Origin of the sequence: Pedobacter sp. Leaf41 (assembly GCF_001422545.1) — a bacterium.
Classification (GTDB): domain Bacteria; phylum Bacteroidota; class Bacteroidia; order Sphingobacteriales; family Sphingobacteriaceae; genus Pedobacter.
The window spans coordinates 45,754-71,980 of the sequence record NZ_LMLE01000008.1 but is presented as its reverse complement, the minus strand read 5'-3'; the positions used below and the strand labels follow the sequence as shown (position 1 = coordinate 71,980).

Genomic DNA, 26,227 nt, shown 5'->3' with positions numbered 1-26,227 from the left:
TAGAAAAAAGGTACCACGAAAAGTACCACCAAATTTTCCTTTTTTGACATCAGTTTCGTAACTTTCAGTAGGGTGTACAGATCAAACTCCTATGTCTCGATGTGATGATTGTTTATTTTATTGTTTAAACCAGGGATACTGGAATTTCACAGTATGCCCAGGCGTTCGACCTGTTAGATTAGATTGATTTGGAATATAACGGATATATATTATCTCTTGAAATTGAAAAAAAGGATGGTGCTTCGCACTATCCTTTTAATATTCCGAGTTTACAAAATTTAGAATCATTGGAATTCCATCCTGCTGTCACGTTTTTTACTGGAGACAATGGAGTAGGGAAGTCTACGTTAATTGAAGCTATTGCAGTAAACTTAGGCTTTAATGCTGAAGGTGGAAGTAAAAATTTCAATTTTAGTACAAAGGAAACTCACTCTGACCTTCATTCAAGAATGAAAATCACCAAAAGCTTCAAACAAGTAAAAGATGGATTTTTCTTACGTAGTGAAAGCTTTTACAATCTTGCAACCGTAATAGATAGTTACGATCGTGCCTTGTTGAATTCATACGGTGGGGTTTCCCTTCATGAGCAGTCACATGGTGAGTCGTTTTGGGCTATCTTTAAAAATCGGTTTAAAGGGAATGGCTTATATATATTAGATGAACCTGAGTCTGCGTTATCTGCTACTCGACAACTCGCAATGCTTTCTCAGTTAGACAGTTTAGTTCAGAGACAGTCTCAGTTTATTATTGTCACACATTCACCTCTCCTACTCTCTTTCCCAAATGCCGTAATTTATGAGATATCGGAAGATGGTTTAAATAAAGTTGCCTACAAAGAGACTGAAGTTTACAGAGTTTATAAAAGTTTTCTTGATTCCCCTGAAAGAGCGTTCTCATTATTGTTCTAAAGTAATTATGCGTTGCTTTGAAAAAATTTTATCCATTTTAGAGGTGACAATACTATCAGTTTTGTTAATGCTATTTTTATCAACCTTAATCACCCAAAAAAATTCTTTCATAAATTTCGAAGAGTTTACAATTTGTTGCGCCTTACCTTTCATAATTCTGGTTATAATCTGCAACCGATTCGCGTTCAAGCTTAATACAAGTTTTTTTTTTTTGATTGCATGCATAATTTTTGCAATACTTATTACTCGAAGTGGCGATGGCGAAAATTACATTAGGATATTCAATTTGACAATTTGCTTCGTTTTCTTTCTCGCATTTACGAATAAACATGGGCTCGATCAAACCATTAAAGTTTCCAGTATTGCATTTTTAGTTGTAGGTATACTACTCTGTTGTGACAAAATATTTATGAGCGAGTTGTTCTACGGCGATTCGGGCTTGAACATAAACCCAGGCATTCAGGGTATTTTTTCAACTGTATTAATACCATATCTTGTCGGCACTATATTTCGATTAAAGAGTAAATTTTGGAGCACCGTTAATAGTATTAACATTTTTTTATTTCTTTTAGTGCTGATGAACAGTGGTTCTAGAACTGCAATTATAAGTTTAATGCTAGCTTTAAGCATTTTTCTGTTTATTAACATTTACTCCAAAAATTCAATCGTGGCGCCGAAGATTAGAGGTTACTGGAAAATAGTTGTTGTAAGCCTCTCATTAATAATAATATTGTTCTCGTTTGTCTATCTCTATGAAAAAAACCCAACATCCGTTGTCGGCAGGCTGTTGATATATAGGGTTAGCTTAAATATAATATTTGATCATCCTTTTATGGGGGTTGGAATTGGCAATTTTAAGAAAGTTTACAACCTTTATCAATCTGATTATTTTGAAAACAAAAGTTTTGAATTTATTGACCTTTTGGCAAAAGATACATATTATGCATTCAATGATTTTTTACAGTATGCAGTAGAAACAGGCCTAATAATTTTTTCTCTAACGATAGTTGCAATATTATTTCTTTCTAAAAAGCTCATTTTGAAGATTAAGAATTGTAATTGTCAGTTTCTGAATGGAACTGTCTGCGCAATCCTGGCTTTATTAGTATGCAGTCAATTTTCCTACCCTTTACATATTATTTCTATTCAGGTTATCTTTATATTTCTGATTTCAATAATTATATCTCGTACTTTGAAAGTAGTATCGATTAGTTATCAAAATATTGCTGTCAGAACCTCTATTTTAATTTTCTGTTTGTTTTGCTCACTTATACTGTTGCTTGATAGATGCAGAACATTAAAAGCTGAGTATTATTGGAAAAAAGCATCTCTTTTAGCTGTGAAAGGTTATTTTACGGAAGCACAAAAATTTTATGCGAAATGCAAACCTGAATTGATAGAAAATCCAGTATTCTTACAAAATTATGGAACGGAAATGGCTATTCATGGAGACTTTGAAAATGCGCTTATCACATTAAAGGATGCCAGTAGTTATTTTTCAAATAGTGACCTCGCTATGTATACTGCATTTTGTTATGATTTCATAAATGAAAAGCAGTTAGCGGAAAATCAGTATATGTTAGCAATGTACATGGTTCCAAGTTCTTTTGTAAAAAAAGGTGAGCTATTAAGATTTTATATAGCAAAGAAGGAAAATGCAAAAGCGATAAAGTTGGCTGAAATAATTACTAGGCAACCAGTAAAAATCTGGTCTAATGATATAGGAAAGATTCAAAAATATGCTATGTTAGTATTAACCAAATTAAAAAATTAACACTAAAAATTATGATAAATCCATCTTTTGAGATTGCTATTAACGGAGTAAAATTAACTACAGCAAATGTAGATGCGGAATTTGGCGTTTTATCTGCGATGATTACTTGGGTAAAGAGAGCTGACGGCAGTGAAAGTTTACAGCTATCAACAACTGGACTCGATTCTGAACAATCAAAATTGTCACACTGGCCAAAACAAAACTTAAATATGGGAGATGTGGTGACAATATCAATATCCGAAGATAAAGCTGTTACTGAACCATTGAAGACCAAAAAACCTTCTAATTTAGAGAATATGCTACGTACATATAACTACCTCAAAGAAGAGTTAAAAGACCACATAATTTAAGATGCATACTTTCAATAAGTTGATTAGGCTTTCCTCTCTTGTAAGCATAATTATTCTGCTTTGTGGATGTAAGGAGGTGAATAAAGGAAATAGAACCCTTTTGAAGAAATATAGGGGTAATCCTACGGACAGCCTTAAGCTATTGTCGGCTTCATTTCTTTATAAAAATATGTCTGGACTTACTTCACAAACCTCTTTTGTTATTGATCCAAATCTACATGGAACTCGGTTAATTCTATCAAATTTTAAGTCCGAAGAAGGACTTTTTAAAAACTTAGAGCGAAATCATTCATATCTTAAAACAAAATTCATTGCAGATTCCACAGTAATTGATGATAATCGTTTAGAGGATGAGATAAATATAGCAATAGGAGACTGGAAGCAATATCCATGGAACAAAACAGTTGCTAAGGATTTGTTTTTAGACTATGTTTTACCTTATAAAGTACATGGGGAATATCCAGATGAGTGGAGAAAGCTTCTGAGAATGAAGCTGAAAAAAACTTTAACTACTTACGCCAAGAATAATTCTACCACTTCGGAGGACATCTATGATAACTTAATTGTAAATGGTTCAGACAAGTGGTTTAAGTATTCTACTAATTTTACAGCACTAACCGGCTATCCGTCCTTCAATGAAATGAATCTTATAAAAAAAGGTGACTGCTTAAGGTTGGCGTATCTACACGTATATCTACTAAGAACGGCGGGAATACCAGCTACTGTCGATTTGGTTCCATATTGGGGGAATAGAAATGGGGGGCATGCTGTTGATGTTTATCATCATGCTAGCAAGTTGCATAACGGAACAATCCGGTCTTTACTTCCCTCAAAAAATCAATTTCTTGATCACCCACCAAAGGTTTTTAGGATAACTTTTAGAAAGACTAATATGTGGACGGACTCTATTCAACCCCTAATTAAAAAAGACCCATTTTGTATTGAGCATCTATATAAAAACGATAATTTAATCGACGTAACCAGTAATTATACTAATGTAAAGAATATTAGATATACTATGGAAAACGGAACGTCGAAAAAATTGGGATATATATGTGTTTATAATTATTGTGAATGGAAGCCTATTTACTATGGAAAAATTTCTAATCAAACGATATCGTTTCCAAACATGGCCACAAATATGCTCTATAGAATAGCCTTACCTACTGAGAGCGGATTGAAGTTTATTGGAAAGCCTTTTATATTTAATAACGATGGAAGTTGTATGTTCTTCGATAAGCAGTCAAAGTCGAGAAGCGATATAACGCTTGGACGGTCTTCCGATGAGTTTTCATGGATCAGAAAGAAGGAAATCTATACGTTATCTGTATTAAACAATAAAGGCTATTGGACTATGCATTCAAAAGTAGAGGCGAAAAGAGATTCTTCAATCACCTTTCTTAGGGTACGTAAAGATCATTTATACAAACTGACTGGGAATTCAAGGATAGATAAATGTTCAAGACCTTTCATTTATAACAATGGTGTACAGTTATGGTATTAGTAAACACCAGGGATTCTTACTATTCAAACTTTGAGTATCTTAAAACGGGCATATTTTAACTCTGGCCCAATTCAAGCAGACTCAGTATAACATCGCTAAATAGTTTACCCCTGATTAACATCAAATTCTAAACATTCATCTCTCCGTTTTGTTAAATGAAATTTTGACCTGCCATTCCTGATCAATCCAATCTTTAAACTCTTTCACATCATTGTCCTCATCATATATTTTCTGAAATGACGTAATACATTGTTCTGGAAATTCCTTTTTTATTCTCCACAAATTGCTTTGTCGTATGTGAGGAAACGCTGGAATGTCAATACCAAATTTCAAACCGTAATCATAATCTATCATCGAAGTTGGATATTTCAGAAGGTATAATGTAATTAGACTTCCCTTGGAAATCCAGTAACGGCAAAAAAATCATTTACACAATTATTCAGCACGCCAAGGATAGTCCGTATTTTTCTTATGCTCACGATAACTTAATCGGTAGCGTTAAAACAGCTTAATTGATATGATGATCCTGTTTTACCTCTTTTTAAAAATTATATTCCTAAAAATAATTTTCATCCCGCTTTTTCGAGAGCTTCAATCCGCAAATTAAATTTGCTCTTTGGTAGAAACCCTGGCATATCCGATCTTCATTATTGTATCAATAAAGCGTTCTTCTGTAAATTTATTAACTATGTTTTGTGATTGTGATACCATTTTTTTAAAAAATTAGTCCCATTAGACTTAATGTAGTTTCCTACGAATCTAATAATCTCATAGTACCACCAATAAAATGAACTTACTATAAATAATGATAGTATCCCAAAGTTTATCCTAGTGAACATTGTGCAATTCAATTACAGAAGGTATGGCACAAATTTTAACAAGTTATTCGGATTCAGAATTCAAGGAAGTTCTTTCCGAGCAAGTAAGAGAAGTTTTTGGTGAACTCTTTAAAAATACCAGTTCTTCCCGAGAAGACCCAGAAGAAAAAATCCGGTATAAAACGCGAGAGGAAACAAGACGTCTTTTAAATGTGTCCCTTACAACACTCTATTACTGGGAAAAGGCTGGTATTCTCATCCCCAATCGAATTGGTAGGCGAGTATTATATTCTATTGAAGCAGTAGAGGCTGCCGTTGAAAAACAAAAAGGATCTTCTATATGAAAAATTCAGCAGGAATAAACAACCTTTCTGTTCATAGGAACGATATTCTTATTGCTAACAAGAGTCAATTAATAGATAACGCAGAAATAGGCGGTGTTTTCTCCGGTGCTGATCTCTTTCGGCGAAATATTCTGGAATTACCAAAAATGCTTGGTGACTTGTTACCAAAAGTTGGCCTAGTTTTACTCGCAGGTAGTTCAGATACCGGAAAGTCAATTTTCGCAAGGGATCTTATCCTCTCCCTGGTGTTAAACAAAAGTCAGTTTATAGGTTTTCCTTTTTCAGAGCAACTTTCCCGTAAGGCAATTATTGTATGTACTGAAGATGATGATCTTGCCATCAGTTATTTAATACGGAAACAGCTTAAAGGTGAACCAGAGGATTTAATTATCCGGTCTTTGGAAAACCTTTACTTCATTTTCGATGCAGATAACCTCATTGGCAAATTAGAGAATATTTTGGTTTGCCAGCAAATAGACATCATCAAGATTGATACGCTTGGTGATTTGGTTAATGATATCAAAGACAATGGAGAGGTAAGGCATGTACTTAGCTGTATGAAGCGGCTTGCCACAACCTATCAATGTTTGATATTGCTGATGCATCATACCAATAAGCGGACAGAATCTCTTATCCCAAACAAGAGCAATGTGCAGGGAGCAGGTGGACTTGAGCAGAAGTGCAGATTGGTACTGGAATTAAGGAATGATGTCTTCAATGGTAACTTGAAGCACCTCTCCGTACGCAAGGGTAATTATCTTGGATTAGAGTTTAAAGGTTCAAGTTTCGTATTGGAGTGCGACCCTTTAACGCTGACTTTTTCTAATACCGGTAGAAGGGTTTTATTCGATGATCTTATTCATTCACGGGATAGCCAGGTAAGCGAATCAAAGAAAGTCCTTCAAAATTATGATGCAATAGATAAGGATTTGCTGAAAGCTATTCTCAAATCCATCTTTGTGAAATTTGGTAATGGACTCCTCCGCTCACAACTAAAACCCTTGCTGGCGAAAGGACTTAGAAATTCATTTGATCTGGATCAGAGTCCAGGCCTGAATAAGGTCAGTGATTTGATTACCAGATTGCAAATTGACAAGATCCTTTCCAATCCGGAAGAGGAAAGCCTTCGCGGAAAGGCAGCGATAATTAACCTGAATCCAGATACTGAACTAAACTGAATGGCTACCTAAAGGTAGAGCCATTTCAGTTTAGTTCATAAAGTAAACTGGAACGGCAAGTGGAAGGGCCATTCTATTTCAGTTCCAAAACTCTTTTTATGAGAAGTTTGAAAACAGCTTGGTGCAGTATTTTCGAGAATAAATACAGTACCTCCCCAAAATCAATTACATTGTTTGATGCTTTGTCAACCTCTCGGCAAACTGATATTTTAAACGAAATCCGACAATGTGAATACAAGTGTTCTAGGCAGCAATACTTAAAAGGAAAATTGCTTGCAATTACCCCGTGTAGTCAGCAAATCGGTGGACGAGGTGAGCGCTTTCATCAAAGCCATAGTGGTTATCTTGCTTTTGATGTTGACGGTCTTGGCGAGAGGCTCGATAATATATTCAAGAGGATTATTGCAATCCCTTACGTGGCCTATTGCGGTAAATCAGCAAGCGGAAATGGATTATGGGGTTTGATTCCTATTGAGTTTGTTGAATCTCACAAGGAGCATTTTGACGCCATGGTTCAGTATTTTTATAATTGGGATATTTCCCTGGATACTGCGCCGAGAAACGTGGCCTCATATCGTTTTCTGTCCTTTGATCCTGATGCTTTTTTTGATGACGAGGCAGTCCTTTTTAAGGAAAGACTTTTTCTCGAGACTGTAGTTAGTAGGCCATTAACTGGTCAGCTTAGTTCTAGTATGAATGGAAATATTTGGCAAGATTTTAACAGGCAAGCCGATCCGGATATTATCAATACCATCCCATTGAATGCAGGTTGGAAATGCCACAGCCATAAAGGTCCAAGGATTCGGTACACCAGGCCCGGAAAGGAGATTAGGAATGGACTCAGTGCAGAATACCATACCATTTTAAGAACATTTTTTGTATTCAGTAGTGAAGCTCCTGCTGCACAATTTTTCATCAATAAAAAAGGTGGATCTCCCTGCGATATTCTTATTCATTATGCTGCTTATGGAGATCGGAAAAGGGCATATCAGATTTTAAAATTATTAATTAAACAGTAGAATTTTAGGCGGCGATCGACTGGGCATTATGAGGGAGCAAGTTTATGTTTTTGCTATACAAAAACCTTTTTCGCTCTGGCGAAAAAGAACTTGCCTTTTTACTCCCGATGGTCGCAAAAAGTAGGTGAAGAAAAATTAAGGAACATTTTGGAAGAACGATTAAATGCAGGAAAGTCCAAGGGAGGCAGGCCGGTAAAGAAGATAAAACGAGAAAAGATTATTATGGTGAGATTGAGCAAAACAGATCATTTTATGATTGAGGGAAAAGCAAATAAGGCTGGAATTAAAATCAGTGAATGGTTTCGCCAGGCGGCTAAAGCAGGAAAGGTTTCACCAAGAATAAGTCCTGAGGATTTGAAGGTATTCAGGATACTTGCAGGAATGGCAAACAACCTGAACCAGCTTACCAAGCTTTCTCATGAGCAAGGACTACTGGTGTTCCAGAAAAAGTGCAGGGAGTTGATAGGTGAGATACATGAATTGATTGCTAAGTATTTCAGGGAATGATAGGAAAAGTTGTAATTGGAAAAAGCTTCGGTGGTTGTGTTCGCTATGTGGTAAATAAGAAGGATGCAGAGATTCTTCATGGGGATGGGATCAGGATGGATAATCCATCCCTCATTGTAAGGGATTTTGATTTCCAAAGAAAGATGAATCCGGAACTTTCAAAAGCGGTAGCCCACATTTCCCTTAGCTGGAGTGAACTTGATAGAGATAAATTGAGTAGTGAAAATATGTTGGCAATGGCAATGGAATATTTGAAACTCATGGTCATAAAAAATACGCAGTTGCTTGTTGTCCGGCATAATGATAACCATCACCCCCATTTACACATAATTTATAATCGGGTGGACAATGATGGTAAGACAATCTCTGACCAGTTCCAGTTTAAAAAAAATGTTTCGGCCTGCAAAGAAATAACCGTAAAGCATGGGTTATTTATGGCAAAGGATCGAGACAAAGTTAACAGAAAGGCCCTCAAAGGGAGCGATAAGATCCGTTACCAGCTTTTTGACCAAATCAAATCAGCACAAAATAGCAGTAAAGACTGGGACAGCTTTGGAAATAAACTATCCAATGCCGGCATTGAAATGTTTTTCAAATATAAGAATGGTAAAAACGAAATACAGGGCGTTTCATTTAAGAGCGAAGAATATACTTTTAAAGGTTCGGAAATTGACAGGTCGCTAAGTTATGGTAAACTCAATGCCTTTTTCGAGGATATATCTGTTCAACAGGATTCTACCAAAACAGGCTTGCCAGAAAAGGAATTTGGTGAAAGTTCTCCTGGCAAGGGGACGTTTAGTGAATCCTCTAAATTGGCTGAAGTATTGGAGATTCTGTTTACGCCGACGTTCTCGCCGATTCAAGCTGAACCGGAGCCCAGAAAAAAGAAAAAAAGAGGAACCGGTTATGATGAAGAACAAAGTCAGGGAAGAGGCAGGTAATTACAAATTAAATACAATCTAATGGAAAAGATAAATGAAAAATTAGAAAATATAGAAGAGATCATGGATCTGCTTATTGGTCAGATGAGATCCCAGGATGAAAAGCTATCGATTATTATTGAGCAGCAGCATTCGCAGGCGGATGAGGAGATTGCAATAACTACGTTAGATGGAGGAATCATGCCTTCTATTGAGGAGCTTAATAGATTTGCCGTTTCGATGAATGAGTTAAAGAAAAAAATAGAGCAGTTACCTGAAGCGTTTAAGGTAAAGCACCAACATCACTATGAGATAAGATCAAAGTTCTATTTTGTTGGTGCAATAATTATTTTTCTTGTTGTTGCAATTTCTTTGGGGAGTTCCATTTCTTTAATCTTAAGGAACAGTGAGCTCAAAACCGAATCAGATAAATTTAAGGTCATACGCGGTGCCTACCCTGAGCTAGCCATTGAAATTGACGGGCATTACCTGAAAGACAAAGAAAACCTGATGAAAAATGCTGATCTCCAAATCCATCAGCATCAGTTATTAATCGAGGCAAGCTTAAAGGAAGCCAAGGCAAAGAAAGATTATGAAACCGCACGGAAATCAAAAAAGAATTTAAAGGATAAGCAGAAAAAAGCTAATTGATAATTACCCACTACGCATTTGTGGCCTGCAAACCTTGCCGCTCAATATCCACCCCAGGCTTGCTTTTTACATCCGCGAAAAAAATCCTGCCCATTCTAAAATTCCAGAATGGACAGGCATTTGGTGTAGGACTATCTTTGGGTTATGCTATATGTTTGCTCAATCTGTAGGACAAAGGTCTTCAAGTGGGTATCATAATGTTTCTTTAGTACCGGCAACCGAAAACTTATTTTTGAGAAATAAGATACGATTTCAGCATCAGCCAGCGAGCCTAACAAGTAAAACTTCATCGGCTCCTTTTCTGCAGCAGCAAAAAAGAACATGTTAAAGATTGGCGGAAAATTGAAGAGCCTGCCATTCACCATAAATTTCAGGTCAAGAAAATAGTATTCTCCTTTGTCAATAAGAAAAAATTTCAGTTGAGGTATATCACTGGCAACCTGACAGAATCGAATATCTTTTTTTGTCGGCTTTCCTTTTATATATCTTAATCCATAAATCCATTGATAGCACATGAACCGTTCATTCACAAGTTGTGGAAGTGCACTTTTCCAAAGATCAAACTGTAATTTTTTCCTTTCGGAAAAAGTTCTGCTATGATTGTCGTCTTTATGGTTTTTCATTTTAAAATAGTAAGAATTCTCCCACATTTCTTCACAAATGTCGTTCAGATTAAGCTGCGCTGAATTTAGCTCCGGATCGTCTGATATTGTTTTACTGTTTAAGTATGTCAATAATGATTTAAAATTTATTTTGTCATTATTTAGGGTTGCTGTAAAAGGAATGAGTAAAGGCAATTCTTTTTCTTCATTGTATTTCTCGTGTAGGTTTAAGGGATCTAAAATACAATATGCGATAACTGGTGTGTCATTTTCTGATGAATCCGATAATTGTGGTTCAAGAAAAATATTTATTCTTGCCTCATTTTTTAGCGGAATAATGGGAAGCGAAACGCCTGGTTTAAAAAGATTCCTAAATGATTCTTTGAGTTTAATGGATAGCCCTTTACTATTGCTCACGATTTTCAAATATTTTGATGTCCCTTTATAAGCATCAAAGAAATCCGGATAGTAATAATCTTCAAAACTTTTTTCATGATAAAACCATAAATATTTATTTAGAAAAAAGTAGGCATATCTGCTTAAATAAAATTCATCTGTATCGACGCTGCAACTGATAAGTAAATGATCCTGCGTTACTTTCAGGTATACCATTTCGATATCTTCTTTTTCGATACTTATAGAGGCGATAAGTATCTCGTTAACAAAACCCAAATTTTTTACGCTAACAGATAGGTAGCTGCGTTTTGGTGACCTAAATTCTGATAATGAATCCAGTGTTTTCCGTTCCAGCAATCGCGTTCCATTTTTGAAGGGAAGTTTAAAAAACCTGTAGAAAGGTATATCGGGAGTTAAATTATTCAAAACCTACCTCCATTTCTATTTGCTTTTCGTTTTGCAGTTTAAACTCAGATATTTTATTAGTGCAAATTTCTTTAGTGAGTTCAAAGAATTTATATGCTTTTGATACAAGTTTATCGGCGTCATCCGAATCAACTTTAAAAGTATCCTTATATCTTGCCTGGGAATAGCTTCGTAGTAAAATTTCAAATAATGAAAGATCATCTTTTGTAGTTCTAAAAAGCTTAGAAGGCTCTTCTGAAAAGCAACAGCAGAGATCAAGTTGACGGCCTAAGTGATGAATATCCGACCTGTAAGCGAGATTTACCCTGATCAATGCAATGGTACATTGTTCGATGACCTGGTGGGTCAAAAAAACGGCAATGGCATAATGTTGATTAGCATAACTATCTGCTGCCGCGTCCAAAAAACCTTGAGCCAATTTTATCCGATGTTCAAAATGCTTTTTTGCCTTTTCAAAGTTTTGGCTGGGGTCAAATTTGATTTCGGTTTCCTGCGCCAGGATTCCAGTATTATTATAGAGAAGCCTCCCTTGGTTTAATATCGTAATGAAAAACCTATTGTTTTTTTGGATACACTCCTTGATCGTTTCAAAGCCATGCGAAAGAATAGTGATTTTAACTTCATTAAAATGTGAACGACAAAAGTCTTGGGCTTCATGTTCATTCCTGGTTGAGCTTTCCATTATCATTAGCAGAAAGTAGTGTGGCTCGTCTTTCTCTATACAAGTTATAAAGCAACCTGTTCGATTATTGGATTTTATAATTCTGCAAAATGAATAAATTTTGAGGGGCTCAAATTTCTTTACCAGTATTTCAATAAATACATTTAGTCCATCAGAAATTGATAGTGCGGGTGTTAAGGTTATTCCTCTCATGGCTTATATGATTTGTTTTCCCTAATGTCAAGATTGATATGACAGTACCGAACCATACCAAACTGTTTAATACAACAGACTGATTGTTTTTTACCAAAGAAAATTTAGATATATTTGGAATATGGAAACCTCAGAAAAAACAACTCGCATGCATTTAGGACGGAAAATTTCTAGAATTCGCGAATTGCGAGGAATGAAACAGGAAATGCTTGCAACTGAATTAGGTATTAGTCAACAATCAATAAGTAAGCTGGAGCAAAGTGAGGAAATTGAAGAGTCTACCCTGAATAAAATTGCTGAAGTTTTAGGCGTTTCGGCTGACGCGATAAAAAATTATTCTGATGAAGCCACAATTAGTTTCATAGCTAATGTTTATAACGATCAATCAGCGTCATATGGACATTACTATAACTTTAGTCCCATTGAAAAAATAGTGAATCTTTACGATGAAAAGATCGCTTTACTTGAAAGATTACTAGCAAGTGAAAAGGAAAAAGTAGAAATGCTGAAGTCAAAATAATACCTAAAATCATTTAAAGCCAAAATTTCTCATTTGCAAGTGTTTGTCCATGTCTAAATGTTAAGGTCTATTTTATTTGTTTTATTTTCTAAATCTAGACGAAATATAATTTTGGCAATTCCAATATAAGTATCGTACCCACTGAAACAGCTCATTGTATAATATTTGAGTTTTTTGTATTGAGAATCTTTAAAAAAATGCATTTTTGTTCTAAATGATAAATCTATCTGAGATATTAACATGGAAGAAGAAATTTGGTCTTCTACCTATTAAACTTAAACCAACTGATGAGACTACTTATATTCTTCTAAATGGAGGATATGGTGATTTCTGCCTTCAAACTATAGATGAGGAAAAAGAACTAGGAGATTATTTTTCGAAATCTTGGTCGAGCAGTACCAAAAATTTTGTTGTATTAGATGATAATAAATTAAAAATATTCAACTGGTCTAAACAAAACAGCATTCCTGAAGAGATATCCTTAAAGAATGTTTTAGAAAACTTTGATAAATTCTATACATATTTACTTTCCAAAAGCTACAAATCTGAAAAAGATGTCGTACCATTTATAATTGACATATTTCGGCAATTACGAAATTTAACGCAAGAAAGGACCAATCCTGTTGAAGCACTTAACCTACTTTTCGTTTTGTTGACAAGCATAGAAGAAGATTCCACGAAGCTTGATACTGAAAAATGGAATCTTCAACAAATTAATATTCCAGATAATTTCAACTTCTTTAGTGATAAAATGAGAAACGGGATTGATTCTATTAAGCCTGAACTTGAATTAATTCTGCGACACTCTGCAGGTATACTATTCCAAGAAGCCCAAAAAGAGGTGCTATTTTTCAATCCTCAGAGAGATCTTTTCGGAGGAGTCTCTAGCTTACTCGAGACGAAAGTAAATCTTTACTCAAGTATTCATTACACACCACCGTATTTGGCAAGAACCATAGTCGAGAATGCATTACGAAAAGTCGACCTTAATTTATCAAGTATAAAAATTTTTGACCCAGCATGTGGATCATGCGAATTTCTTATCGAAGTATTAAAACAACTTAAAGAGTTAAATTATGCGGGAGAAATTAGGTTAGTTGGATGGGATTCTTCAGAAACAGCTATTAACACATCAAACTTTTTGCTTAAGTATGAGCAGAGAACGGTGTGGAATGATAAACTAGATTTTCAAGTTAAATTAGTCAATGACTCATTATCAGAAATATGGGATAACGATTTTGATTTAATTCTAATGAATCCTCCATTTGTCTCTTGGGAACTTTTGGATAAACAATCAAAAGATGTAGTAAAAAACACTTTAGATAATGTCTTTGTTGGTAAACCAAATCAAGCCAGTGCATTTTTTTATAAATGTATTCAAAATTTAAATGATGGTGGGATTATTGGTTGTGTTGTTCCCTCTTCATTATTGTCGTTAGATGCCTACAAAAAACTTAGAATGGAGGCATTTGATTTAATTTCGATAAGTCTGATAGGTAAACTTGGAAATTTTGTTTTTGAGGATGCCTTAACTGATGTTAGCTTATTAATTGGTCATAGACCTAAAGTGAATATACTTACAACAGTTCTCTGGGCAAGGAATGAAAAAGGAGTTGCCCAAGAAGCCCTCAGAGATTTGAGAAAGATGTACTATTCTAATGCACTGACTATAGACGAAAGAAATTACAGTATTTTTCAACCAATTGACTTTCCTATAATTCAAGGCAGTTGGAAACCAATTTCACTCGATGAGAATAAGCTGTTTAAAAATATTGAACGGTATGTTCTTGAGAAAAGATTAGTAAGGGTTGAAGATGTTTTTGGTGTTCAACAAGGAATTAGGACCGGTAAGAATAAAGTTTTTATTATAAGTAGTTCCGAGTTTGAAAATTTGCCAGAAAAGGAAAAAATATATTTTCGACCTAGTGCAGATAATGAATCAATAAGAAATGGTAGTGTTAAGATCATTAATTACGTATGGTATCCTTACAATGAAAAAGGGACGTTGATTAAGACCGAAGAGGAATTTGAGAAAGAAGCGCCAACTTTCTTTCTTAAGTTGTTCCCTTTGAAAGATATGTTAGCCGACCGTGCAAGGAAAAGTGAAAATAGTTGGTGGCTTCTAAGTGAGCCAAGAGCATGGTTAAGAGAGAACAAATCTCGTTTGATTTCTTCTGAATTTGGAAAATCTGATTCATTCGCATTTGATAAAACAGGTAGGTTTGCGGTTGAAAGAGGTAATGCTTGGCTTCCGAAAAAAGCTTTCACGAATTCTGATTACTACTTTTACTTAGCTATATTTTCAAGTCCATTATTTGATAGTTTGCTGTCAATCTATTCGAAACAACTTCTGTCAGGATGGGACTTAGGTAGGAAATACACAAAAGATATACCGCTTCCTGATGTGAAGAATAGTGACGTAAGAAATTCGCTTGGATATGACGGTCTTGTACAAATTGGATTAGGGTTATCTGAGGGAAATCAATATATGAAGCTACTCATAAATGAGGTTCTTTTTAAATATTTCTATCCTGACTAGATTATGCTCGATCAAAAAAAGATAATCGATGGGATTAATACCGCATGTAAAGTTTTTTTTACGGAATCCATCTTCTTCTTAAAGCCAAGCAGAGCAAATCGATTTAGTGTTGAGGGTGATATTATGTCGAAAGCTATAAATAATTACAACAACTCCTCATATGAAGTAAATGTACTAAAGTGGTTTTCGGATTTTTGGATATATGTAGACATTCGGTTTGAGGATAAAAATACATTTATTTCACTGTCAATATTTCAGGGTTTAGCAGACGACGCATTTAAGCATCAATTATTTCGGGCTGAATGGGACGATTATAATAAGATCGACGAAAGTCATCCTCAGCCTCATTGGCATATAACGTCTAATCAAGTTATTGAAAAGACGTTTATGGAACTGGCAAATATGGATAAGAATTCTGATACTTTTATAGGCTTATTAGCTGAAGAAAAGTCTAAAATTATTGATTTAACTAAAATGCATTTTGCAATGAGCGGTAACTGGATTAATAACCAAACTCATGTACATAACTTAAATGACGAAAACCAAATAATTAAGTGGTTTATAGGATTATTTTCTCACATGAAACAGCAATTGTTATATGTTTCATGATCGTATTTCAAATTTAACTGGTTTGTTTGATCTGAGATGCTGGAGAAAAAGAGAGATATTAGGCGAAGTTTAATGCGGCCGAGTCATGGAGGAAAGTCATAGATTTCAATTTTGAATACCAAAACTTCTTAATTGTATTAACAATTTATAATCTTCGATATATTTGTTTTTAACAATGCACTCTTAATAAATATTTAATGGAAGAAAATAAGGATAAAGCTGAAGGCAATTTACATCTAAACGACGTGGAGAAGCCTGTCAAAAGAGCAAATGCTTACGAAAACCTTTCACGTGGGTTGACGGTAGATGAGCTTGCTCAAACAGGTACGCAAAAGCTAATCCTAAACGATTTATCAAAAGCTGAAAGAACAATTGAATTACTGGAACCATTTCGTGATATGTATTATACAGAAACAACTGAAAAAAGGGTTTTGGAGGAAAAGTTAACCAAAACAAAAAGAGCAGAAATTTTGTACTCTTTCTCGACGGCTTCTGGTGGGGTAATCTTAGGAATGGGTAAAATGTACTTAGAAACTAAAGGAAACCTAGCATTTTTCATGATGGGTATTGGTATTCTACTAATACTTGGGGGGGTTGCCTTTAAAATATCTTTTAAGAAATGAAATTAGAAATTAGAAATGTAAGTGATAGGGGCACCAAAGAGGAAAGAGTGGTATTATTAGCAAAAGAAGATTGCGATATTGGTAAATATCTTGTTTTTATCACTAGAAAAAATGGAGAAAGTGTAATTTATACATCCTTAAAAGAACCTTATTGGTTTCCTGATAAAGTTGTGAGTAGAGGCGACTTAGTAATATTATACACAAAGAAAGGAACATCTTCTTTCAAAGAAAATAAAGATAATAGTAAGTCTCATTTCTATTACAGAAATTTAGACACTGCACTACTAACAGCTAGTAATTTTGCGTTCATTATTGAGGCAAATACATGGCAAATTGAGAAAAAACCAACTCCTTAAATTTTATTTCTAATAAATTAAGCTTCGTTATTCTGTTGCTAATTTTGTTTGGGGGTGGAGAAATATGAAAAACGACTAGGATAGGAACTTACAGGGCATAAATTAATTTTGTTTAATTAAAAAAAATCAAATAGCAGAAAGGGACCACCAAAAGTACCACGAAATAGATAAAATCACCGTTCATTGACTTTTAAAGTGGTATTTATAAGTCTCGTCGGGACCACTTTTTATATTAGCCCTTAGGCCTTAGAGACCACCTTTAAGGCTTTTTTTATGAGTGCCCTGAAAAGAAAACGGGAATCATCCAGTTTGGACAATTCCCGTTTAATCTAAATTAACGCTCTCGTATATAATACGATCAGGTACGCTGTTTATTGTGCGCCGTTTAATTTAAATCATCGCTAACTTCTTTCGCAACCTGGAAACCAAGATTACCCAAGCCAGGAATATCCCACCGGCTACCGCAAGCCAAAGCCAAATGGCTGAACTCCAACCTGATTTTTTGAGATGTTCGTCCAATTGAGTCTTTTTTATTTTTGTGGCCTGTGTTTGCCGGTGATTAACGCCAATAAGTTGATTCTCCTTGCGCTTCATCTGGGTTTGTTGCTGTAACTTTCCTTTCCACACCAATTGGCTGGCCATGCCTTTGTATCCGTTAAAGGCATCATAAGTAAAAACACCAAGCGGTGAAATCTCTACCAGGTAATCCTGCCGGGAACTGTCGGTAATTACTTCATTGGTAGTGGTGCCGATCGATAAATTCGAATTCATTTCAATGGCTTCCGCTTCGGAGGTACTTGCTTTCAGAAGCTGTTTATCTTTAATACTCCCACAAGCACTGGTGAGGCTGATGATCATCAACAGCAGACTAAAATTTCTCATGCTTTGCTTCCTCCTTCCCTTGGGTCCAATCGGCAAAGTACCGGATGGAATTTACCAATCTTCGTTTCCGATACACCCCGTCACCTTCTCGATTTCCGGCAACGTTTGTATTGCCTTCAATGGTGATGATCCAGTGCCCATCCAGGCGCTCTACAAAACCACAATGGGCGATCCTTTTTAAAGCAGGAAAATAAATGCCAAATACAGTTGCAGGTTGAATGTCAGTCGTTCGTTTCTGAAGCGGAAACAGCGAAGGGCTCCAGGCGGTTTTAGGCTGACCGAAACCTGCCCTTCCAAATACCCAGCTTACAAAGGCGGCACACCAGGGCGCTCCCTTCTGCTCTCTGGTATAGGCAAGGTATTGCGCTACGTTTAAACCGTCGTTTTTGCCTGTAGCCTCCCGCACACCGATCTGAGATTGTGCTATGGCGATAATGGCATTTTTAACCGCACAAGAGGCTGCCTTTTTGGAAATAAGATGCCGAGGCTTTGCTTTTATGTAAGCCACACTAAAGGCTGGCCACTTCTTGTTAGCAACTGCCGGCTCCATATTTCCGGCTCCAAACTCAGCCCAGCCTACAAAACCGCTGCCAGGCAGCCCACTCCAGCCAAAAGCAGCAAGGCAAATGATGCCCAGTAAAATCCTAATTGTTGCCATAACGCTAAATTTTTAAACTGTGAAACCATATTTGATAATTCAACAAGACCCAGCCGCTGCCAAAAATGATGGGTTAAATGCCAGGCAATAATTAACCAGCCTATAAATATCAATACCGCTAATAGGAGTAACTGCCAAATACCTGCATCCAGCAGTGCAACAGTAACATCGAGCTTCGTTAATATTTTGGTGAATGTTTGCCAGCCTAATACCATGATGGTTATCAGCATGATCGGTTCGAGTACTTTTTGGAATTTTGCCGTAGCAAATTTTAAGATTAATGTTTTCATGATTTTTTTGATTAGGAAAGCCATTTGATGCAGCATACCTGCTCTGGTTTTACCAGCATAATACACCACCGTCAAACGGCTTTCCGGTTAATAATTAAGGCATGGTAAAGGATCCGAGATACTGGCTGTTGCCAACGATGTCTCCTTCACGCTTCATGGAAAATGCCCACGCATCATAAACATCTCCCGAGAAATCGTTTCCGATCTCAATGGTGTAAGTGAGGTCGGCCCGCGTTATTTCCTCATAAATCTGATACATCATTTTGGTCTCGTTGAACAAGACCACCATAAGGGTATCATCTGTAAAAGCATTATACCTGTTCAGGATGCTCTTCCAGGTAAGTACAATATCTTCTCCCTGTAAATTGGCACCCAGGCCATGAAATACAGATAGAGATCCCTTGCTCAATACCATTTTGGAAAAATCGATGCTGAAGGCAGGATAATCCCCTGTAACTACGTCATTTAAGAACAGTCTCACCGCAGCATTATAACCCGTAAGCTTGTTGAGGTTTTTATCGCCAAAGCCAATGTTGAGAATGTCTTTTATTGGCCTGAGGTAAAGCGGTGCCAGTGCAAATTTTGCCCTTTGTGCCAACTGGTCGGCTGTGGGCTCCTTTTTGCTTTTCTTAGGCAAACTTCTTAAATAATCAATACTGCGCCAGCTGGTGCCAACAACGCTACCAACTTTTCCGGAGAATGTGCCATTGGCACCTTTTGAATACGCTCCCATAATTTCTAAATTTTAAATTGTGATCATTGTTTAAATGGATGTTGAATACCGGTATATTTTGAAATCCATGACCAAACATAGTTCACATTATTAGGCTGAGATGCATTATAGGCTGTATTGGGACGAGATGATCTATTATGGGCTGAAGTGAACCATAGACGATGCAATTCTCTTTTACGGATCGAAATCGTTTAGGTTTTGAACCCTATAGGCATCTAAAACATGTATTTTTTTTCCTTCATCATTTGCCAGACTGGATACCCATTCCAAACCTCATTCCACAATACCTTATATCATTGCCTGCGGTAGGAGGGCGAAGGAGTATTTCACGCTTGCGGCAATCTTCTCGTTTATACGATGTTTACGTTCAGCAAATCCCTCCAGCCAATCCCATCCAACCAATCCGTCATCACGACCGTTGTGGAGAGATCTTTTAAGCTGAATCTCATCCGTTGTCATCCTGAGCGTAGTCGAAGGATCTCTTTTCAATCATTCCTTTCGCCTCATCGGCGGCGGCCTTTTACCTTTTTCTTGATAAAAAGGTAACCAAAAATNTGTCATCCTGAGCGTAGTCGAAGGATCTCTTTTCAATCATTCCTTTCGCCTCATCGGCGGCGGCCTTTTACCTTTTTCTTGATAAAAAGGTAACCAAAAATCAAGGCTTGCATCTGATGTCGGGTAAATTCGTCAAAGCTCTTACTGCGGCATCACAAGCTGCGATGAAGAATCGCAGAATACGCGATGCCTTGGTTTGTGGTTTTTGAAAGTTGCTACATAAGCTTTAACGTTTTCCCCTTCCATNGGCATCACAAGCTGCGATGAAGAATCGCAGAATACGCGATGCCTTGGTTTGTGGTTTTTGAAAGTTGCTACATAAGCTTTAACGTTTTCCCCTTCCATCAGCTCCTATGCCGGAGAGCAGGGCGGCTATAGCGAGCGCCTGTTTTAGGGGTGGTCATCTCGAGTGCAGCGGAGAGATCTTTTAAGCTAGGTATTAATCTCGCATCCTGTCATCCTGANGGGCGGCTATAGCGAGCGCCTGTTTTAGGGGTGGTCATCTCGAGTGCAGCGGAGAGATCTTTTAAGCTAGGTATTAATCTCGCATCCTGTCATCCTGAGCGTAGTCGAAGGATCTCTTTCGCCTCATCGGCGGCGGCCTTTTACCTTTTTCTTGATAAAAAGGTAACCAAAAATCAAGGCTTGGAGCTGATGTCGGATAAATTCGTCAAAGCTCTTATTGCGGCATCACAAGCTGCGATGAAGAATCGCAGAATACGCGATGCCTTGGTTTGTGGTTTTTGAAAGTTGCTACATAAGCTTTAACGTTTTCCCCTTCCATCATCTCCTAGGCCGGATAGCAGGGCGGCTATAGCGAGCACCTATTTTTGGGCATCGTCATTTCGAGCGCAGCGAGCAATCTTTGTACCTAATTGCGTATAAACCTTAGGATAACTTAAACTCGCCGTCGCTTAAAGCTTGAAGAACTAGAATTTTATCTTCTATATTTTTGATTCAGAAATACACAACCGCCTGCAATTTCGACTTTGTTTTTCCACCTAATAAGGCCAACGCAGAACATCTCCGTTAACCTTCAATCCGGCTTGACAAATTCTTGGGGATGCACGGTAAAGGCCTAAGCAGAAACTTGAATACAAAAACGGCGTAGCCCTCATGAATACCAATAAAAARATAAATATCAATGAATAATTTTAAGCCGGTGTTTTTTGTTGCTTTTTGACATCAAAAAGCAAAAAGCCTGTCCGGCCAGGACAAATGAAGTCTAACCTGATATCCGGGATGCACGGTAAAGGCCTAAGCAGAAACTTGAATACAAAAACGGCGTAGCCCTCATGAATACCAATAAAAAGATAAATATCAATGAATAATTTTAAGTCGGTGTTTTTTGTTGCTTTTTGACATCAAAAAGCAAAAAGCCTGTCCGGCCAGGACAAATGAAGCCTAATTTCCCGTTTGATAGCCTTAGAATCCTAAACACCCTCAACAAATCCGTCATCCTCGCGTAGGCAGGGATCTTAAAGCGTAAAATAAATAATCAAAACCTTGAATTTTTCTTTCGCCTCATCGGCGGCGGCCTCCTACTTTTCTCTTGATAGAAAAGTAGCAAAACCGAGCCCTTCAGCGAGCTCATTAATGCCTTTAAAAAACAATAACAAATTATTAATACCTCAAGGCTTGCATCTGATGTTGGCTATCCTCGTAGAAACTTCCATTGCGGCAACGCAAGTATTCCGACGAAGGGTCGGAACAGAACACGTTGCCTTGTTCCTGCTAATTGAACGTTAGTGCAAAAGTTTCAACGGGCTATCCTTCCATCATCTGCTAGGCCGGAGAGCAGGGCGGCTATAGCGAGCGCCTGTTTTAGGGGTGGTCATCTCGAGTGCAGCGGAGAGATCTTTTAAGCTGAATCTTGTCCGTGTCATCCTAAGCCTGTTAAAGGATCTCTTTTCAATCATTCCTTTCGCGTCATCGGCGGCGGCCTCTTACCTTTTTTCAGTAGTTTTTATCCCTCTCCCGAAGGAGTGGGAGCCATGGCGCTTATAGCGATGCGTAGTACATTTTTCGGCAACCTCTTCCGATAATCACCCACAATCAACTATCAGTGTCACATCGCGAGAATCTTAAAACAATGTATTATCTCCTTTTTTTGCTTGATTTTTGAAATTATGCTGTCTGTTGCAGTTCCCCTAACAGGCAATAACGCTACTGTTTTATTACCCTTTGTTTACCCCATGTTTACTGTTTGGGTAAGCAATGGGTTAACAATAGGTACAGAATGGGTTAACAAAGGGTATAGAAAGGGTTAACAATGGGTTAACAAAGCCTAAGGAAATCTGCAATAAAGGGTAAACAATCAGGTACGGCCACGGCGATGACTCTCATTAAAAGCCGCCAGTAATTCGTGTTTGTAAAAACGATCACCTCCAGGCATTTTGATCGGCCTTAATGTGCCGTCTTTTACCTTGCGTTTGTAGGTACTTTCGCTAATTTTTAGGTAATCTTTTACCTCCTGGCGGGTCATTTGCTGGCTATCATCATACTGTAGCGGTAGCGCAGCAAGTAAATTTGGATGATCTTTTAACAAAAGATAAATGTTGTAGAGAATTTTAATCAGGGTATCGATCTTTTTCATGATGCAAATCTTTAGTTCTGGTAGCACCCATCCGAAAGCTGATTCGGTTGAAGCTAACTTGATGATTAACTATTATGTTGCATTGATCGATAACTAAATTTACAAAAACAGATGGGTTAAAATGAATAGTATTTTTAAATAATTATGCACAAAGGTGATCTTTTGAACATCTTGCCATTCCTCTTTTTACTGATTTTCCACGTAAGCTTTAAATGAATCTTTAAAGTTCTGGTATCGGTCTCTGCTAATCAACGTCGACCCCTGGAAGTCAATCTCTTCTTTGAAAAGCACATTGCCTGTTTTGCCATTATTTTTATAGTTCCTTATGGTGTCAAAGCCTATAATTGATTTATGATTAATCCTGAAAAAACGTGCAGGATTTAACATTTTTTCGAGTGTTTCGGTATTAGCGTCTATCATCCAGGTGCTATTATCCTTGAGCAATGCCAGACTAATCCTGCCCCGGCGCTCAAAACAGCTCAAGTCCCTGACCTGGAACAACCTGTTATGAACACCCATTGTTCCCTGAAAAACTAAGTTTGGATGGTATAAAGACGCACTGCTAGCCTCAAGTTCGGCTGCTTCACGCTTTAAATTCTCAGCTTCCTCTACTGCCTCTAATTCTTTTTCTTGTGCTGCTATTTTTTTTAAGCGCTCGGCTTCGATCTGGTCTGCTGCTTGTTGGTGTTGGAGATACAGCTGATAGTACCATCCATTGAGTACGTAAATTAACAGTTTTGCTAAGGGAAGTTCTGAGGTTTCATAGCGGCTCTGAACATAATCAAGTTTAAAAAGCCAAAAAAAGCCTTTGACGAGAAAGATGTCTAAAGCAATGGGAACGAGTATGCAAAGGATCAGTTGATATAATAAACGTTTTCTATACTCCAGTTTCCAGTTGTAAGTCCTGTCCAGTAGTTGCGTAATCCAATGAATGATACAGATTAAGATCAAAGCAATACCAATTGAACAGATAATAGTAATCCAGACATTCGGATCAGAAAGAGATTTCCAAATTGGAGCCTGGTGACACTCCGTTACAATATAGATTGCCACAAAAACAGAAAGCCATAATCGGGTGGTAAGGGAAAAATATAGCGGATATTTCGATTGAATGAGCATGCGTTGAAATTGGGTTTGGCTTGTTTGGAAGCAGAAGATATAAAAAAAAATATTTCCATTTAAAACAAGCGTTGAAATGGATAGGGGATTTGCATTCCTGTACTAATTTTCAAGAATTAAACTGAACGGCATCACCGCAATTTAGGGCAGTTTTAAAAAGAAATGAGACATTATTCGACAAAAAATGGGCAATATGCACTATGGATACCGTTTGGGCCTATTCAAGAGCGGAAGTGTTTAATAAATTTGGTTAGCACAATGGTGTGCAAGATAAAATATAACATTATGGATAAACATGAATTTAGTCCTGAAGGATTATCCGAACTCTTGAGGCAACTTTACCAATTGCCCGATCCTCAACTCCGGCAGGAGGCAGCAGCAGTGAGCGCCGATTTTAGGGGCTGGCTAAAGAGTAATTTTAACCTGGCCGAGAGCCAGATCATTTTCCTCGATGCCTTGAGCAACGAATTTATCGCTATGGCGGCAGTAAAAAGCGGTTACTTTATTCAAAACCGGCTGCCGATTGTACTCATCAAAGCAACCACAGCGGGTGCCCGTTCCGAAACCCAAGATAAAGTGGTGGTGGTGCACCAAGATACCAAAGGTAAATATTCAGAAAAAGAAGGCTTTAATGAAGAACAAGCCCTTAGTTTTACCATTGAATATCAGTAAAAAAAAAGCAAAGCATGAAATCCGCAATGCATTGATCGATACTTGATTGCGGAATGTGGAACACAGCCCTATGTGTTAGGTCACATCCCCTGTACAGTTTGGAACTAATGAATCCCAAAGATGATAAATCTGTTCGAAAAATTTACGCAGCACCTCAGTCAATACCATCCTTTATCTGAAGGGTTGACCGAATACCTCGAAGAAAGTGTTACCGAAAAAGTATTGCCCAAAAACTACAAGCTATTGGAGACCGGTAAAATCCCAAAACACATTTGGTATCTGCCATCAGGTTCGGCAAGGGTGCACCGTGTAGATGAGCATACCGCAGAAGATTTGACCTTGTGGTACTGGCAGAGTGAGTTGATTTTGCCACTGGATGGCCTTTTTAGCCAAACCCCAGCCAGAACCACTATCTCACTCGATCAGCAAAGTACGGTAATTGCCCTATCGTATATTCATCTCAAGCACCTCAATCACCTTTTTCCGGAATATTATTATATCAGCCAGGGCTATCTGGAGCGCATCAATCAAAAACTGAGCGAACATCTTGATTTGATCCAACATGCTGAAAGTGCCGCCCGCTACGCTTTCCTAATGAAATATCATTCCTCTCTGTTACTCCATGCCAGTTTGAAAGATATTGCTTCCTTTCTGGGCATGAGCATCAGCACCATCAAACATTTGCGATACGGCTAAAGCCTGCGCATACAGCTGAAGCCAATATCCCCCATTGTAAATCATCTATCAGATGAATTAACTCAACCGCCCAAAGCCGAATTGATTACAAGCGCTGCAAATTAAGCTTGCATTCGGTGCAATTCTAACCTTTTTTACTCCTCCTTATCCAGCTAGCTTTATTCTATTCAAAATGAAGGATATGAAAAGCAGATTGATCATCGGTAATCTTTTAAATACAGCAGGGTTGATGCTGCTCATTACTTTGTGGACTTATGCCTTTTTTATCAAAATCATCGATTTTAATCATTACCAGAATCAAATGGCTGATCAGCCTTTTCCCATCTTTTTCCAGGGTATATTAACTTACGGATTATTGATTACCGAGGCCATAGCCGCAATCCTTTTAATTATAGGGAAAAAGCTAAGTGGCCTGATTCTCTCCTTAATGCTTTTGATAGCGTTTACCATTTATATTTTGCTGATTCTTAATGGGGCTTTCCCCGAAAGACCTTGCAGCTGCGGGGGCTTCATTTCCAAAATGAGCTGGAAAAATCATTTAAAATTCAATCTGGTTTTAATCGCCATCAATAGTTTTTGTCTTTACACCATGAGCAAAAAAGGAAGGAGGTTAGCCGTTACAGCATAAATTATTTTATAAACGGGGCGAAAGCCCAAACCTTAAACTAAACTTTTTCACTGCTTTTTCAAATGCAAACAAGCAGTATTAAAACATGAATACAAACATTAAAAATTTAAGCAAAGGCCTGTTGGCCGCCGCTTTCGGATTAACATTGGTTTTTACAGGATCTGCCTTTAAAACAGAAAGCAATGCAAAGAGAATCCAGTACACCTTTCGTTTCAACGATTCCAATCATAGCGAAGCTAACGTAGAAGATGAAAGTAAATGGGTTTATGATGCAACAGCAGGAGATTGTGATCAGGAGCAGGAACAGGCCTGTTTAATAAAAGTGGATGCTACCTATGTAAATGCAGGTGCTACCCCTACATTGAAATCTACACTCAATCTAAATGCGAGCGCCATTTCATCAGCTAATGCGTATGTGGCAGGAAGTGCAGATGCCAGCATGGAAATTCAAAACCGTAGTATTCAATAGTACATCACTTT

27 protein-coding genes are annotated in these 26,227 nt (G+C 37.3%); 19 read left to right on the top strand and 8 right to left on the bottom strand.

What is annotated here, in order from left to right:
- The first annotated feature begins 188 nt into the window (after nucleotides 1-188).
- The 10 genes from ASE92_RS12670 to ASE92_RS12610 all read left to right on the top strand — a co-directional run bounded on the left by ASE92_RS12670 (nucleotide 189) and on the right by ASE92_RS12610 (nucleotide 9,973).
- Nucleotides 189-908, top strand: coding sequence for an AAA family ATPase (locus ASE92_RS12670; protein ID WP_235527362.1), 720 nt, complete (start codon nucleotides 189-191; stop codon nucleotides 906-908).
- Between the two features lie 409 nt (nucleotides 909-1,317).
- The gene (locus ASE92_RS20955; protein ID WP_162237762.1) at nucleotides 1,318-2,682 is read left to right on the top strand and encodes an O-antigen ligase; all 1,365 of its coding nucleotides are present in this window, start codon (nucleotides 1,318-1,320) and stop codon (nucleotides 2,680-2,682) included.
- 11 nt (nucleotides 2,683-2,693) lie between these two features.
- Nucleotides 2,694-3,032, top strand: coding sequence for a hypothetical protein (locus tag ASE92_RS12650; RefSeq protein ID WP_056850485.1), 339 nt, complete (start codon nucleotides 2,694-2,696; stop codon nucleotides 3,030-3,032).
- A 169-nt stretch (nucleotides 3,033-3,201) separates the two neighbouring features.
- The gene (locus tag ASE92_RS12645; protein WP_157255739.1) at nucleotides 3,202-4,536 is read left to right on the top strand and encodes a hypothetical protein; all 1,335 of its coding nucleotides are present in this window, start codon (nucleotides 3,202-3,204) and stop codon (nucleotides 4,534-4,536) included.
- A gap of 862 nt (nucleotides 4,537-5,398) precedes the next feature.
- A complete protein-coding gene (locus tag ASE92_RS12635) occupies nucleotides 5,399-5,698 on the top strand; it encodes a helix-turn-helix domain-containing protein (RefSeq protein WP_056850482.1) in 300 nt (99 codons plus the stop codon).
- The gene (locus ASE92_RS12630; protein ID WP_056850481.1) at nucleotides 5,695-6,876 is read left to right on the top strand and encodes an AAA family ATPase; all 1,182 of its coding nucleotides are present in this window, start codon (nucleotides 5,695-5,697) and stop codon (nucleotides 6,874-6,876) included. Before ASE92_RS12635 ends, ASE92_RS12630 begins: the two co-directional genes overlap by 4 nt.
- A 98-nt stretch (nucleotides 6,877-6,974) precedes the next feature.
- Nucleotides 6,975-7,895 carry a BT4734/BF3469 family protein gene (locus tag ASE92_RS12625; RefSeq protein WP_056850480.1) on the top strand — a complete coding sequence of 307 codons (921 nt, stop codon included), beginning with the start codon at nucleotides 6,975-6,977 and terminating at the stop codon, nucleotides 7,893-7,895.
- A gap of 147 nt (nucleotides 7,896-8,042) precedes the next feature.
- Entirely contained in the window at nucleotides 8,043-8,402 is a 360-nt protein-coding gene (mobC, locus tag ASE92_RS12620; protein ID WP_157255738.1) for a plasmid mobilization relaxosome protein MobC, read from the top strand.
- The gene (locus ASE92_RS12615) at nucleotides 8,399-9,343 is read left to right on the top strand and encodes a relaxase/mobilization nuclease domain-containing protein (RefSeq protein WP_056850478.1); all 945 of its coding nucleotides are present in this window, start codon (nucleotides 8,399-8,401) and stop codon (nucleotides 9,341-9,343) included. The genes mobC and ASE92_RS12615 overlap by 4 nt, the downstream gene beginning before the upstream one ends.
- A gap of 21 nt (nucleotides 9,344-9,364) precedes the next feature.
- Nucleotides 9,365-9,973, top strand: a complete 609-nt coding sequence (locus ASE92_RS12610) for a hypothetical protein (protein WP_056850477.1) — start codon at nucleotides 9,365-9,367, stop codon at nucleotides 9,971-9,973.
- Between the two features lie 131 nt (nucleotides 9,974-10,104).
- On the opposite strand, the gene ASE92_RS12605 is transcribed toward ASE92_RS12610, so the two are convergent.
- Both ASE92_RS12605 and ASE92_RS21505 read right to left on the bottom strand, forming a co-directional pair.
- Nucleotides 10,105-11,397, bottom strand: coding sequence for a hypothetical protein (locus ASE92_RS12605; protein WP_056850476.1), 1,293 nt, complete (start codon nucleotides 11,395-11,397; stop codon nucleotides 10,105-10,107).
- Nucleotides 11,390-12,079 carry a HEPN domain-containing protein gene (locus ASE92_RS21505; RefSeq protein ID WP_235527361.1) on the bottom strand — a complete coding sequence of 230 codons (690 nt, stop codon included), beginning with the start codon at nucleotides 12,077-12,079 and terminating at the stop codon, nucleotides 11,390-11,392. Before ASE92_RS21505 ends, ASE92_RS12605 begins: the two co-directional genes overlap by 8 nt.
- Before the next feature lie 313 nt (nucleotides 12,080-12,392).
- Between ASE92_RS21505 and ASE92_RS12595 the strand changes: the two genes are divergently transcribed.
- The 5 genes from ASE92_RS12595 (at nucleotide 12,393) to ASE92_RS12570 (ending at nucleotide 16,918) form a co-directional block, all read left to right on the top strand.
- Nucleotides 12,393-12,791 (top strand): helix-turn-helix domain-containing protein, encoded by a 399-nt coding sequence (locus tag ASE92_RS12595; protein WP_056850474.1) that lies wholly within the window; start codon nucleotides 12,393-12,395, stop codon nucleotides 12,789-12,791.
- A gap of 214 nt (nucleotides 12,792-13,005) precedes the next feature.
- The gene (locus tag ASE92_RS12585) at nucleotides 13,006-15,330 is read left to right on the top strand and encodes a class I SAM-dependent DNA methyltransferase (RefSeq protein WP_056850472.1); all 2,325 of its coding nucleotides are present in this window, start codon (nucleotides 13,006-13,008) and stop codon (nucleotides 15,328-15,330) included.
- 3 nt (nucleotides 15,331-15,333) lie between these two features.
- Complete coding sequence (locus ASE92_RS12580) at nucleotides 15,334-15,939, top strand: hypothetical protein (protein ID WP_056850471.1); 606 nt, start codon at nucleotides 15,334-15,336, stop codon at nucleotides 15,937-15,939.
- A 197-nt stretch (nucleotides 15,940-16,136) separates the two neighbouring features.
- Nucleotides 16,137-16,562: a hypothetical protein gene (locus ASE92_RS12575; protein WP_056850470.1), complete on the top strand. Its 426-nt coding sequence runs from the start codon at nucleotides 16,137-16,139 to the stop codon at nucleotides 16,560-16,562.
- Entirely contained in the window at nucleotides 16,559-16,918 is a 360-nt protein-coding gene (locus ASE92_RS12570; protein WP_056850469.1) for a hypothetical protein, read from the top strand. The genes ASE92_RS12575 and ASE92_RS12570 overlap by 4 nt, the downstream gene beginning before the upstream one ends.
- Before the next feature lie 390 nt (nucleotides 16,919-17,308).
- On the opposite strand, the gene ASE92_RS12565 is transcribed toward ASE92_RS12570, so the two are convergent.
- The 6 genes from ASE92_RS12565 to ASE92_RS12535 form a co-directional block, all read right to left on the bottom strand.
- Nucleotides 17,309-17,800 (bottom strand): hypothetical protein, encoded by a 492-nt coding sequence (locus ASE92_RS12565; protein ID WP_056850468.1) that lies wholly within the window; start codon nucleotides 17,798-17,800, stop codon nucleotides 17,309-17,311.
- Nucleotides 17,787-18,458, bottom strand: coding sequence for a peptidoglycan-binding protein (locus ASE92_RS12560; RefSeq protein WP_235527360.1), 672 nt, complete (start codon nucleotides 18,456-18,458; stop codon nucleotides 17,787-17,789). Before ASE92_RS12560 ends, ASE92_RS12565 begins: the two co-directional genes overlap by 14 nt.
- Nucleotides 18,377-18,748, bottom strand: coding sequence for a hypothetical protein (locus tag ASE92_RS12555; protein WP_157255737.1), 372 nt, complete (start codon nucleotides 18,746-18,748; stop codon nucleotides 18,377-18,379). The genes ASE92_RS12560 and ASE92_RS12555 overlap by 82 nt, the downstream gene beginning before the upstream one ends.
- Before the next feature lie 94 nt (nucleotides 18,749-18,842).
- Nucleotides 18,843-19,481 (bottom strand): DUF6266 family protein, encoded by a 639-nt coding sequence (locus tag ASE92_RS12550; RefSeq protein WP_056850466.1) that lies wholly within the window; start codon nucleotides 19,479-19,481, stop codon nucleotides 18,843-18,845.
- 2,872 nt (nucleotides 19,482-22,353) lie between these two features.
- Complete coding sequence (locus tag ASE92_RS12540; RefSeq protein WP_056850464.1) at nucleotides 22,354-22,632, bottom strand: hypothetical protein; 279 nt, start codon at nucleotides 22,630-22,632, stop codon at nucleotides 22,354-22,356.
- Between the two features lie 186 nt (nucleotides 22,633-22,818).
- Nucleotides 22,819-23,751 carry a LytTR family transcriptional regulator DNA-binding domain-containing protein gene (locus ASE92_RS12535; protein WP_056850463.1) on the bottom strand — a complete coding sequence of 311 codons (933 nt, stop codon included), beginning with the start codon at nucleotides 23,749-23,751 and terminating at the stop codon, nucleotides 22,819-22,821.
- 285 nt (nucleotides 23,752-24,036) lie between these two features.
- On the opposite strand from ASE92_RS12535, the gene ASE92_RS12530 reads away from it, so the two are divergent.
- The 4 genes from ASE92_RS12530 (at nucleotide 24,037) to ASE92_RS12515 (ending at nucleotide 26,216) form a co-directional block, all read left to right on the top strand.
- Nucleotides 24,037-24,423, top strand: a complete 387-nt coding sequence (locus ASE92_RS12530) for a hypothetical protein (protein WP_056850462.1) — start codon at nucleotides 24,037-24,039, stop codon at nucleotides 24,421-24,423.
- Between the two features lie 120 nt (nucleotides 24,424-24,543).
- Nucleotides 24,544-25,119 (top strand): Crp/Fnr family transcriptional regulator, encoded by a 576-nt coding sequence (locus ASE92_RS12525; protein WP_056850461.1) that lies wholly within the window; start codon nucleotides 24,544-24,546, stop codon nucleotides 25,117-25,119.
- A gap of 181 nt (nucleotides 25,120-25,300) precedes the next feature.
- Nucleotides 25,301-25,747: a MauE/DoxX family redox-associated membrane protein gene (locus tag ASE92_RS12520; protein WP_157255736.1), complete on the top strand. Its 447-nt coding sequence runs from the start codon at nucleotides 25,301-25,303 to the stop codon at nucleotides 25,745-25,747.
- 85 nt (nucleotides 25,748-25,832) lie between these two features.
- The gene (locus ASE92_RS12515; RefSeq protein ID WP_056850459.1) at nucleotides 25,833-26,216 is read left to right on the top strand and encodes a hypothetical protein; all 384 of its coding nucleotides are present in this window, start codon (nucleotides 25,833-25,835) and stop codon (nucleotides 26,214-26,216) included.
- Nucleotides 26,217-26,227 lie beyond the last annotated feature (11 nt).